Here is an 11,853-nt window from a genome sequence, read left to right on the forward strand (position 1 = left end):
CCCTGCGCGGCGGCGGTCCCGGCCGCGGACGCGGCACCCGGGACGACCCACGCGGCCAGCGGGAACAGCGCCGCGAGCGCGACGGCGGACGCGGCGAGCGCGCGGACCCCGCGCGACTCCCAGTCCGGCCCGTACGCCTCCCGGGCGGTCCGCTCCAGGTCGTCGACGAACGCGGCGGCGCCCGGCGGGCGGTCGGCGGGGTCCTTCGCCATGCCCCGCGCGACGAGGTCGCGGAGCGGTTCGGGGACGGTCTCGACCGGCACGGGGCCGGTGAGGTGCGCCCGCATCAGCTCGGCGCGGCCGCCGCCGAACGGCCGTTGGCCGCTGACGCACTCGACGAACACGCAGGTCGCGGAGTACACGTCGGACGCGGGCGTGGCGGTGTGCCGGTCCCACTGCTCGGGCGCCATGTAGTACGGGGTGCCGGCGCCGCCCGCCTCCTGCCCGGCGGGGGCCGCGATGCCGAAGTCGACGAGGCGGCTCCGCCCGTCCGCCGGGACGACGACGTTCGCGGGCTTGTAGTCGCGGTGCACGACGCCGAGGGCGTGGGCGGCGGCGAGGCCGAGCAGCGAGCCCTTCAGCACCGACAGCGACGCCTCGGGGCCGAGCGCCCCGTGCCGGGCGAGCAGTTCCTTGAGCGACACCCCGTCGACGGCCTCCATGATGATCGCGGCGCCGTCGGGGCCCTCGACGAGGTGGAAGAGGCGGGCGACGTGCGGGCTCTCGGCCCGCCCCAGCATCCGGGCCTCGTGCCGCAGCCGCTCCCGCTCGGCCTCGCTCGCGGACGCGTTCAGGTACTTGATCGCGACGGGGGTGCCGGACGGCTCGTGCCGGGCGAGCACGACGCGTCCCTGCGCGCCCGCGCCCAGCTCCCGCACCTCGGTGTAGCCCTCGACCCGCCAGCCGCTCATCGCGCGCCTCCCGCCATGATCGCGAAGAACGTACCGAATCGAGCGCGGTGCGGCGAACCGGCGGCTCCGGGCGGGAACGGGCGGCTCCAGGGCGGGAAACGGCGGGAACGTACCGTCAGGCGGCCCGCTCGGCGGACGCGGGGACACCGGCGCGCAGCGCGCTCACGACGGCGCGGATCGCGGGACGGCGCGCGGCCTCCTCCCGCCAGACCGCGTACACGCGGCGGGTCAGCGGCTCGGCGAGCGGCACGATCGCGACGCCCGGCGGCACGTCGCAGCGGCCGAGGCGGGGCAGGATCGCGTTGCCGAGGCCGGCGGCGACGAGCGCGAGCTGCGTCGCGAACTCGTAGGCCATGTGCTCGATGCGGGGCTCGCTGTCGATGGCCCGCAGGGTGCGCAGGAGCCAGTCGCAGCAGATGCTGTCCGGCACGGAGCTGATCCACGGGTCGCCGGCCAGCTCCTTCAGGTCGACGCTGGCGCGGCCGGCCAGCGGGTGCCCGGCGGGCAGCGCCACGTCGGCGACGTCCTCGCAGATGGCGCCCTTGTGCAGGCCCTCGGGCAGCGGGAGCGGCTCGTTGCTCCAGTCCTGGACGACGGCCATGTCGAGGTCGCCGCGCAGGACGAGCGGCATGCTGTGCAGCGGGTCCTCTTCGCGGACCAGGACGTGCAGGTCGGGGTGCTGCGTGCGGAGCGGCGGCAGCGCCTGCGGCATCAGCCCGCGCACAGCGGTGGGGAACGCGGCGATGGTCAGCTGGCCGACGACCGAGCCGCGGTGCGCCTCCAGGTCGGCCTGGGCCTGCTCGACGAGGGACAGGATCCGCTCGGCGTGCCCGACGAGCAGCTCGGCGGCGTCGGTGAGCCGCACGCCGCGGCCGTTGCGCTCGAGCAGCTTCTGCCCGGTCTCCCGCTCCAGCTTGGCGAGCTGCTGGGAGACCGCGGAGGTGGTGACGTGCAGCACGTCGGCGGCGGCGCTGACCGAGCCGTAGGTGGCGACGGAGTGCAGGGCGCGCAGCCGTTCGAGATCGAGCATGTAGCAATTCTAAAACGAGAAGTCGACAGATTCTAGCTTGTCCTAAAACAAGGCCGCGGCGGACGATCGGGGGCATGAGACCGCGCCACGTCCTGCTGGCCACCCTGATCGCCGCGATCTGGGGATTCAACTTCGTCCCGATCAAGGTCGCGCTGGAGGACTTCCCGCCGCTGCTGCTCGCCGCGCTGCGGTTCACCGCCGCCGCGCTGCCCGCGGTGTTCTTCGTGCGGCGCCCGCCGGTCGCGGTCCGCTGGCTGTGGCTGATCGGGATCCCGCTGGGCGTCGGGCAGTTCGCGCTGCTGTTCATCGGCATGCGGCTGGGGATGCCGGCGGGGCTGTCGTCGGTGGTGCTCCAGGTCCAGGCGATCTTCACCGCGCTGTTCGCCGGGGTGCTGCTGCGCGAGCGGCTCGGCGCCCGGCAGATCATCGGGATGGCCGTCGCGTTCGCCGGCGTGGCGCTCCTCGGGGTCGCGCAGGCGGCCGGAAGGTCGGACGGGATCGGAGTGTCGGGCGAGCACAGCGGCAGCCCGGTGGGCGCGTTCCTGCTGTGCATCGGCGGGGCGGCGAGCTGGGGGCTGGCGAACGTCGCGATGCGGCGGATGAACCAGACCGCAGCCGAGCCCGTCGACGCGTTCGGGTTCATGGTCTGGATGTCGCTGGTCCCGCCCGTCCCCCTGTTCGCCCTCTCGCTGATCTTCGAGGGGCCCGGGGCGGTGCCGGACGCGGCGCGCCACCTGTCCGTCGCCGGGGTGGGCTCGCTGGCGTTCATCGCCTACGTCTCCACGCTCGTCGGGTTCGGCGTGTGGGGCTGGCTGATGCGCCGCTACGAGGCCGGCACCGTCGCCATGTACTCGCTGCTCGTCCCGCCGTTCGGGCTGCTGTCCGCCGCGCTGGTCCTCGGCGAGCACGTGGACGGGACGCGCCTCGCCGGGGCGGCGCTCATCATCTGCGGCGTCGCGGCGGGCAGCGTCCGGCTGCGGTCCCGCGCAAGCCGCGCGTCCGGCGCGTCCGGCGCGTCCGGCGGCCCTATCCAGGTGGCTCCGCCGGAGCCCGTCCAGACGAGGTGACACCCATGCACGGAATCCACGCGGCCCTGGTCACGCCGTTCACCCGCGACGGCGAGGTGGACGCCAAGTCCCTCGAACGGCTCGCCGCGCACTGCCTCCGCGACGGCGCCACCGGGCTCGTCGCGCTCGGCACCACCGGCGAGGCCGCGCTGCTGACGGCCGAGGAGCGGCGGACCGTCCTGGAGGTGTGCCGGGCCGTGTCCATCGAGCACGGCGCCCGGCTGATCGTCGGCGCCGGGACGATGGGCACCGCGGACACGATCCGGGAGGCCCGCGAGCACGCGCCGCTCGCCGACGCGCTGCTCGTCGTCGTGCCGTACTACCTGCGGCCGTCCGACGACGGCGTGATCGACCACTTCGCGGCCGTCGGCGCCGCCGTGGACGTCCCGCTCATCGCCTACAACGTCCCGTACCGGACGGGGAAGGCGCTGTCCGGGGAGGCGCTCGTCCGGCTGCTCGGGCTCGACTGCGTCGCCGGGATCAAGCACTGCGCGGGCGCCGTCGACCAGGCCACCCTGGACATGCTGGCGGCGGAGACGGGCAAGGCCGTGCTGTGCGGCGACGACGCCTACGTCTACCCGATGCTGCAGCTCGGCGCGTCCGGTGGCGTCGCCGCGTCCGCGTGCCTGGCGCCGCGGGCCTACGCGGACATGGCGGACGCGGCCCGGCACGGCAACGCCGCCCGGGGGCTGGCGCTGCACAACGCGCTGCTGCCGCTCGCGGGGGCGCTGTTCGCCGAGCCGTCGCCGTCCGTGCTGAAGGCGTGCCTGGCCGAGATCGGCTTGATCGACGACCCCGCGGTCCGCGCGCCCCTGCACGCCCCGCACCCCGAGTCGACCGCCGCCGCGCTCCGCGCCTTCCGCGCCCTCAGTCCACTCAGGCTGCCTTGAGGTGCCTCAGCCGTCACGCGAGCGCGTTACCTGACCGGTGAGGCGAAGCCGAAGGCGAGCCTCACCGGGAAGATCGCGAAGCGATGCCGCGCTCGCCCGATCCCGGTCAGGGGGCGAGCCGCCAGGCGAGCCCCCTGGGCCGGGATCAAGAAGACAGCGCCGCGGCGCGGGCGGCGTGGGGCAGGGCGTCCAGGATGCGGCCGATCGCCTCGTCGTCGTGGGCCGCCGACAGGAACCACACCTCGTACGCCGACGGCGGCAGGTAGACGCCGCGCTCGAGCGCCGCGTGGAAGAACGCCCCGTACGCCTTGACGTCCTGGCGCTGCGCGGCGGCGAAGTCGCCGACCGCGCCGTCCGTGAAGAAGATCGAGAAGAGGTTGCCGGCGTTCTGCAGCGAGTGCGGGACGCCCTCCTTCGCCAGCGCCTCCGACGCGGCCCGCGACACGATCCCGGCGGCCCGGTCGATCGCCGCGTAGACCTCGTCGGTCGCGCCGCGCAGCGTCGCCAGCCCCGCGGCCGTCGCGAGCGGGTTCCCCGACAGGGTGCCCGCCTGGTAGACGGGCCCGGCGGGCGCGAGCCGGTCCATGATCTCGGCGCGGCCGCCGAACGCCGCGGCGGGCAGCCCGCCGCCCATCACCTTCCCGAACGTCACCAGGTCCGCCGCGACGCCCTCGATCCCGTACCAGCCGGACCGCGACGCCCGGAAGCCGGTCAGCACCTCGTCCAGCACCAGCAGCGCGCCGTACCGCTCGCACAGCCGCTTCAGCAGCGCGTTGAAGCCGTTCAGCGGCGGCACCACGCCCATGTTGCACGGCACCGCCTCGGCGATCACGCAGGCGATCTCGTGGCCGTGCTCGTCGAACGCCGTCTCCACCGCCGCGACGTCGTTGTACGGCAGCACGATCGTGTCGGCGGTCGTCGCGCCCGTCACGCCGGGGGTGTCCGGCAGCGCGAACGTCGCCACCCCCGACCCGGCCGCGGCCAGCAGCGAGTCGACGTGCCCGTGGTAGCAGCCCGCGAACTTGACGATCTTCGGGCGGGAGGTGAAGCCGCGCGCCAGCCGGATCGCCGACATCGTCGCCTCGGTCCCCGAGTTGACCAGCCGGACCTTCTCCACCGGCGCCCGCGCGACGATCTCCTCGGCCAGCTCGACCTCGCCGGGCGTCGGCGCCCCGTAGGACGTGCCGCGGCCCGCCGCCTCCCGCACCGCCGCGACCACGTCCGGGTGCGCGTGCCCGAGGATCATCGGGCCCCACGAGCAGATCAGGTCGACGTACTCGTTGCCGTCGGCGTCGGTCAGGTAGGGGCCGCGCGCCGAGGCGATGAAGCGCGGCGTCCCGCCGACCGCGCCGAAGGCGCGGACCGGTGAGTTCACGCCGCCGGGGACGAGCCCTTCGGCGCGCTCGAACAACTGCTGGGAGCGATCGGTGACAGTCACGTTTCCAGTCTCTCAGTTGCAGTTCGGCGACTGCGCTTGACCTCGCCGGGTACGGGCCGATATTCCACCAAGTACGACATCGGCGCCCGTTCGGGAGGCGCCCCTTATCTTCACCGGCGTCCGCCGTATCGGAGGGATGGCTTTCAACGTGGTTGACGGCTGGACGGTCCCGGGCTTCACCCAAGAGCGGGAACTGGGCGACGGCGCCGCGGGCCGGGTGGTGCTGGCGGTCGACGACATGACCAGCACGAAGGTCGTGATCAAATACCTCGCCGGCGGCTTGCGCGCCGACGAGGCCTTCATGGCGCGGTTCCGTGCGTCCGCGCGCACACTGTCCCAGCTCGAGGACCCGAACGTCGCCGATCTCTACGACTTCGTCGAGGCCCCCGAGGGCGCCGCCGTCGTCATGCAGTACGTCGACGGGGTCGGGCTGCGCCGGGTGCTGGCCGCACAGGGCCCCACGGGCCCGCTGGCGGCCCTGTCGCTGCTCGGCGGGACCCTGCTGGGGCTCGCCGCCGCGCACGCCCTGGAGGTGGTCCACGGCGCCGTACGGCCGTCCGCGGTCCTCGTCGACGGCGAAGGCAACGCGCGCCTCACCGACTTCGCGACCGCCGCGCCCGGCACCGAGGCGCAGCTCGCGCCCGCCTACGCGGCGCCGGAGCTGTGGGACGGGGCGGCCGCCAGCGTCGCCACCGACCTGTACGCGGCGACGGCGATCTTCTTCGAGTGCCTCACCGGGCATCCGCCGTACGCCGGGCGCAACATGGCGCGGCTGCACCGCGAGGCGCCGATCCCGGCCGAGGAGGTGCCCGGCCCGCTGCGCGAGCTGATCGGCCACGGCCTCGCGAAGGATCCGGAGACGCGGCCGAAGTCCGCGGCCGACTACCTCGGCGCGCTCGAAGAGGCCGCCGTGGCGGCGTACGGGCCGTCGTGGGAGGCGCAGGGCCGCGGCCGGCTCACCGAGCTCGCCGCGCAGGCCGCGATGCAGCCCGAGCCGGCCAAGCCCAAGGCGTCCCGCAGCACCGGCCGCAACCAGGTCATCGCCACCGGGCAGACCGCCGCGCGCGGCAACGGCAACCGCCGGATCGCGGCCGCCATCGCGGCGGTCGTCGTCGCCGGCGCGGTCGCGGGCGGCTTCGTCTTCATGAAGTCCGGCGAGGGCGACGCCACGCCGCCGACCCCGTCGCCCGCGCAGAGCAGCACGCCCCAGCCGTCGCTGCCGCCCGGTGGCGTCGCCCCGGCGCCGCTCGCGGCGCGCATCGTCCAGGCCACCGACCAGGCGCCCGGCGCACGGTTCAGCTTCCGCCGCACCGGCTGCTGCGGCGCGCCCAGCGTCGCGCAGGGCACCTTCGGCCTGGTCCAGGGGACGGAGCCGTCGTACTCGATGACGCTGTCGGGGTCCGCCAAGACGCGCAAGCGGGCGCAGGCCGTGCTGGTCGGCGACCGGGTGTTCCTGCGGGCGGGCAAGAAGTGGCGGCCCTCCCCCGTCGGCGGTCGCGGCTACCCGGGGCTGGCCGAGCAGGTGCGGCGCGGCAGCTCGGTGTCCGCGGTGACGACGCTGCTCAACGCCGCCTCGACGCTGAGCGAGTCCGGTGGGGTGTACAAGGGCGAGGCGCCCGTCGCCAAGCTCGCTCAGGCGCCCGGATCGGGCGCGCTGTACACGGAGATGGCACGCGCCACGGGCGTCCAGCAGATCAGCTTCGCGCTCAAGCTGGACGGCTCGTCCCGCCCGGTGAAGCTGTGGCTGCGGGCCGGGCCGGCGAAGGGCCGCAACCAGATCGTCACGACGTCGTACTCCGCCTGGGGCCGCAAGGCGATCAAGGCGCCGCGCTGACCGCGGACCGGACCGGTCCTCCCCGATCGCGGGCGGGGGCCGGTCCGCTCTGACGGCGGGCCGGAACCGGCCCGCCCGGTCCGGTCACTCGCAGCTGTCGGCGAGGACCTCCAGGAGCCGCAGCGGGTCGGGCAGCGGCTCGTCCCGCGGCGGCCGCACCCAGGCCGCCTCCTTGCCGGACGCCAGCACCGACGGCGGCGCCACCACGTAGCTGTCGCGGCAGTGCCACCGCATCCCGGGCGTCTCGGCCACGGTCTCCGGCGAGGTGTCGAGGTGGCACGACCACCACTCGTCCTCGTCGGCGGGGGCGCCGCGGGTGGCGACGAAGAACAGGTACCGCTCGTCGCCGAGGTTCGCGACGGGCCCGACCGGCAGGTCCTCGCGGGCGATCCGGCCGAGGGCCGCGGCGCCGGCGGCGGCGGGGACGTCGAACACGTCGAAGACCCGGCCCGTCGGCAGGATGATGTTGGACTCCGGGCGCTGCGTCCACCAGCGCCGGATCCGGTCCGGGTCGGCCGACGCCTGGTGCGCCCACGCCGCCGACACCGGATGCGCCGCCGGGTCCGGACAGCCGATCCGGTCGCACGAGCAGGACCGGTCGCCGGCGGCGGGCGGATGCGCCCCCGGAAAGCAGGGCCAGCCCATCGCGGCGTACTGCAGGGCGGCCGAGGCCATCCGGTCGCGTGCCGCCCGTTGCCGCCTGTTCCCCGAGACCGCCAGCATCTCCGCCCCCCAATACCCAAGGTCGAACGTGGGTTCTTGATAGACGATGATGCCCGCGCGCCGCCGCGCCAGACACGGCGCCCCTGCCAAAACGACCCTAAGTAACTACCCGCCCATGATCATTGGAGCTTTCCCCCGGGTCACCGGAGCTTCTTGGCGACCTCCGTGGCCCAGTAGGTCAGGGTGAGGTCGGCGCCCGCGCGGCGGATCGAGAGCAGCGACTCCATGATGATGCGGTCGCGGTCGATCCAGCCCTTCTCGGCGGCGGCCTCGATCATCGCGTACTCGCCGCTGACCTGGTACGCGACGACGGGGACGTCCACGGCGTCGCGGACCCGCCGGACGATGTCGAGGTAGGGGCCCGCGGGCTTCACCATCACCATGTCGGCGCCCTCGTCGAGGTCGAGGAACACCTCGCGGAGCGACTCGTCGGCGTTGGCCGGGTCCTGCTGGTGGGTGGAGCGGTCGCCGAACTGGGGGGCGCACTCGGCCGCGTCGCGGAACGGGCCGTAGTAGGCGGAGGAGTACTTCACCGAGTACCCCAGGATCGCGACGTCGCTGTACCCGGCCTTGTCGAGGGCCCCGCGGATCACGCCGACCTGGCCGTCCATCATCCCGGACGGGCCGACCACCTGGGCCCCGGCGGCGGCCTGCGCGACGGCGATGGACGCGTACCGCTCCAGCGTCGCGTCGTTGTCGATCTCGCCGCCGGCGGTGAGGATGCCGCAGTGGCCGTGGTCGGTGTACTCGTCCAGGCACAGGTCCGTCATCACCACGGCGGCGTCGCCGAGGTCGGACTTCAGGTCGCGCAGGGCCAGCTGGACGATCCCGGCGGGGTCGTCGGCGCCCGAGCCGGCGCCGTCCTTGACCGCCGGGATGCCGAACAGGATGAGGCCGCCGACGCCGGCCTCCGCCGCCTCGTGCGCGGCCTTGCGCAGGCTGTCGCGCGTGTGCTGCACGACGCCCGGCATCGACGCGACCGGCTGCGGCTCGGAGATGCCCTCCTTGACGAACATCGGCAGCACCAGATCGGCGGGCGCGAGCCTGGTCTCGGCGACCATCCGGCGCAGCGCGGGCGTGCGGCGCAGCCGCCGCGGCCGGGCGACGGGGAACTGAGCAGACATGATCCTTCTTTCCCGGTGCCCGGCGCGGCCGCGCCGGGCCCGGTCGGCGGGCTCCTACTTGCGGCGCCGGGCTCCCCGGCGCATCTGGCTGGGCTTGCGCAGCGGGTCGCCGGCCTCGATCTGGGCCGCCCGCCGCTTCGCACCGTACTCCGCGAGCGCCTCCGCGAGCGCCGACACCGACGGCTTCGGCGCCATCACGTCGACGCGCAGCCCGTACTCCTCGGCGGTCTTGGCGGTCTGCGGGCCGATCACCGCGATCACCGTCACGTTGTGCGGCTTGCCGGCGATGCCGATCAGGTTCTTCACCGTGGACGACGAGGTGAACAGCACCGCGTCGAACCCGCCGCCCTTGATCGCCTCGCGGATCGGGGCGGGCGGCGGCGCGGCCCGGACCGTCCGGTAGGCGGTGACGTCCTCGCACTCCCAGCCGAGCTCGGTGAGCTTGGCGATGAGGGTGTCGGTGGCGATGTCGGCGCGCGGCAGCAGGACCCGGTTGATCGGGTCGAGGTCCTCGTCGTAGGGCGGCCACACCTCGGCGAGGCCCTCGCTGGACTGCTGCCCGGACGGGGTCAGGTCGGGGTGGATGCCGAACTCGACGAGCGCGGCGGCGGTCTGCTCGCCGACGGCGGCGACCTTCAGCCCGGCGAACGCGCGGGCGTCCAGCCCGTAGGCGACGAACTTCTCCCGGACGGCCTTGACCGCGTTGGTGGAGGTGAACACCACCCACTCGTAGCGCCCGGTGACGAGGCCCTTGACGGCCCGGTCCATCTGCTGCGGGGTGCGCGGCGGCTCGACGGAGATCGTCGGGACCTCGTCGGGGACGGCGCCGTACCCGCGGAGCTGGTCCGACAGCGACGCGGCCTGCTCCTTGGTGCGCGGCACCAGCACCCGCCAGCCGAACAGCGCCTTGGTCTCGAACCAGGACAGCTGGTCGCGCCAGCCGACCACGTCCCCCACGATGATCATCGCGGGGGCCTCCATGCCCTTGGTGTCGGACGCCAGCTTCTGCAGCGTGGAGACCACGGTCTCCTGCTCGGTGGTGGTGCCGAGGCTGGTCATGGCAGCGGGCGTCGAGTCGGGGCGGCCGGCCGCGACCAGGCCCTTGGCGACCTCGGCGACGGCGCCCTCCGCGCCGAAGATCACGAGGGTGGCGTCGGACCCGGCGAACTCCTCCCAGTCGACGCCGCCGTCGGAGGCGTCGACGAACCGGAACTCGCGGTGCTCGGGGTCGGTCAGCGGGATGCCCGCGTAGGCGGGCACGCCGGTCACGGCGGACACGCCGGGGACGACCTCGAACGGCACCCCGGCCTTGTGCAGCGCGGCGCCCTCCTTGGCCAGCCCGCAGACGACGCCGGGGTCGCCGTGGAACAGCCGGACGACGCGGCGGCCCGCCTTGGCGGCGCGCGACGCGAGCTTCACCGGGTCGCCCTCGGCGGTGTCGAGGATCTCCACGTCCGGGCGGCAGTGCGCGAGGATGTCGGCGGGGCAGTACGCGCGGCTGACCACGACGGTGTCGGCGCGCTCCAGCTCGGCGGCGGCGCGCAGCGTCAGCAGGCCCGGGTCGCCCGGGCCCATCCCGACGATCGCGACCGTGCCGGGGTCGGCGGTGCGGCTCGGCCTCCCCGCCGTGGTCGATCCGGCCGCGGTCGATCCGGCGGCGCCCGGGCCGGCGGCCCCCGGGCGGGCGGGGCTCTGGCTAGCGGGGCTCAATCGCGCTCCCCCATCAACTGGTCGGCCCCCTGCGCGAGCAGCCGGTGCGCGAGATCGCGCCCCAGCCTCTCGGCGTCGTCCGGGTGGCCGCTTGCGGACAGCCTCATCTGCCGGCTCCCGTCGTACGCGGCGACGGTCGCGGTCAGATGCAGCTCTTCTTCTACTTCGGCAGCGTATGTTCCCACGGGCGCGGAGCAACCGCCCTCCAGGACGGCGAGCACCGTCCGCTCCGCGGTGACGCAGGCCCTGGTCATCGGATCGTCGACCGTTCCAAGCAGCGCGCGGAGGTCGTCCCTCCCGGCGGGGCATTCGAGCGCGAGCGCGCCCTGCCCGGGCGCCGGCAGCATCTGGTCGGGGTCGAAGACCTCGGCGACCGCGTCCAGCCGGCCGATCCGGCGCAGCCCCGCGTGCGCGAGCACCACCGCGTCCAGCTCCCCGTCGGCGACCTTGCGCAGCCGGGTGTCGGCGTTGCCGCGGATCGCCACGACGTCCAGGTCCGGGCGCATCGCGCGCAGCTGCGCGACGCGGCGCGGCGACCCGGTGCCGACGCGGGCGCCGCGCGGCAGGTCCGCCAGCTTGCAGGGGCCGCACAGGGCGTCGCGCGGGTCGTCGCGGACGGGCGTCGCGGCGAGCGCGATCCCCTCCGCGGGCCCGGTCGGCAGGTCCTTCAGCGAGTGCACGGCGAAGTCCACCTCACCGGCCAGCAGCCTGTCGCGAAGCGCGTTGACGAAGACACCGGTCCCGCCGATCTGGGCGAGCAGCGCCTTGGAGACATCACCTTCGGTGGTTACCCCGACGAGCTCCACGGCATGCCCGGTCCGCTCCGTCAATGCGTCCGCGACCAGCCGCGACTGCGTCATCGCCATCAGGCTCTTGCGGGTGCCGAGCCGCAGCGGGCCCCTGTCCGCGGTACTCAATGCGCTGCTCCACTCACTGCTCGGCTCCGACCGTAGGACGGGCGGCCCGCTCCACGGCCCCCGCGTTCACGACTGTTCTCCTTCGCGCGGCGCGACGCCGCGGGCGCTGACCGCCCGGACGCTCGCGGCCTGCGCGTTCACGGTGCCGGCGTCGACCGCGTCCGCCGCGGCGTCCGCGGGCGCGCCGCTCACGCAGTCGGCCTCGGCGC

Annotated in this window: 10 protein-coding genes; 3 read left to right on the top strand and 7 right to left on the bottom strand. The window is 74.7% G+C overall.

All coding sequences use genetic code 11. The annotated features are described in order from the left end of the window. Together ABZ914_RS35515 and ABZ914_RS35520 are read right to left on the bottom strand one after the other, a co-directional pair. Positions 1–911: serine/threonine-protein kinase (locus ABZ914_RS35515; protein ID WP_500198622.1), on the bottom strand; the 911-nt coding region annotated here is incomplete at its 3' end. Positions 912–1,026: 115 nt separating this feature from the next. Next, positions 1,027–1,941: a LysR family transcriptional regulator gene (locus ABZ914_RS35520; protein ID WP_500198625.1), complete on the bottom strand. Its 915-nt coding sequence runs from the start codon at positions 1,939–1,941 to the stop codon at positions 1,027–1,029. Between the two features lie 74 nt (positions 1,942–2,015). Here ABZ914_RS35520 and ABZ914_RS35525 point away from each other — a divergent pair, with 74 nt between their 5' ends. Both ABZ914_RS35525 and ABZ914_RS35530 read left to right on the top strand, forming a co-directional pair. Continuing rightward, positions 2,016–3,008 (top strand): EamA family transporter, encoded by a 993-nt coding sequence (locus tag ABZ914_RS35525; RefSeq protein WP_500198629.1) that lies wholly within the window; start codon positions 2,016–2,018, stop codon positions 3,006–3,008. A 5-nt stretch (positions 3,009–3,013) separates the two neighbouring features. Then, entirely contained in the window at positions 3,014–3,898 is an 885-nt protein-coding gene (locus ABZ914_RS35530; protein ID WP_500198631.1) for a dihydrodipicolinate synthase family protein, read from the top strand. Positions 3,899–4,043: 145 nt separating this feature from the next. On the opposite strand, the gene hemL is transcribed toward ABZ914_RS35530, so the two are convergent. Then, positions 4,044–5,336 carry a glutamate-1-semialdehyde 2,1-aminomutase gene (hemL, locus tag ABZ914_RS35535; RefSeq protein ID WP_190859381.1) on the bottom strand — a complete coding sequence of 431 codons (1,293 nt, stop codon included), beginning with the start codon at positions 5,334–5,336 and terminating at the stop codon, positions 4,044–4,046. Between the two features lie 136 nt (positions 5,337–5,472). Between hemL and ABZ914_RS35540 the strand changes: the two genes are divergently transcribed. Continuing rightward, positions 5,473–7,170: a serine/threonine-protein kinase gene (locus ABZ914_RS35540; protein WP_500198632.1), complete on the top strand. Its 1,698-nt coding sequence runs from the start codon at positions 5,473–5,475 to the stop codon at positions 7,168–7,170. An 84-nt stretch (positions 7,171–7,254) separates the two neighbouring features. On the opposite strand, the gene ABZ914_RS35545 is transcribed toward ABZ914_RS35540, so the two are convergent. From ABZ914_RS35545 to hemC, 4 genes are all read right to left on the bottom strand, one after another. Beyond that, positions 7,255–7,893 carry a bifunctional DNA primase/polymerase gene (locus tag ABZ914_RS35545; RefSeq protein ID WP_433146825.1) on the bottom strand — a complete coding sequence of 213 codons (639 nt, stop codon included), beginning with the start codon at positions 7,891–7,893 and terminating at the stop codon, positions 7,255–7,257. 140 nt (positions 7,894–8,033) lie between these two features. Then, complete coding sequence (gene hemB, locus ABZ914_RS35550) at positions 8,034–9,017, bottom strand: porphobilinogen synthase (RefSeq protein WP_500198634.1); 984 nt, start codon at positions 9,015–9,017, stop codon at positions 8,034–8,036. Positions 9,018–9,071: 54 nt separating this feature from the next. Continuing rightward, positions 9,072–10,601, bottom strand: coding sequence for a bifunctional uroporphyrinogen-III C-methyltransferase/uroporphyrinogen-III synthase (locus ABZ914_RS35555; RefSeq protein ID WP_500198635.1), 1,530 nt, complete (start codon positions 10,599–10,601; stop codon positions 9,072–9,074). A 122-nt stretch (positions 10,602–10,723) separates the two neighbouring features. Further along, positions 10,724–11,593: a hydroxymethylbilane synthase gene (gene hemC, locus ABZ914_RS35560; protein ID WP_433155212.1), complete on the bottom strand. Its 870-nt coding sequence runs from the start codon at positions 11,591–11,593 to the stop codon at positions 10,724–10,726. Positions 11,594–11,853 lie beyond the last annotated feature (260 nt).

The organism is Spirillospora sp. NPDC046719 (genome assembly GCF_040645715.1).
In the GTDB taxonomy this organism is placed as follows: domain Bacteria; phylum Actinomycetota; class Actinomycetes; order Streptosporangiales; family Streptosporangiaceae; genus Spirillospora.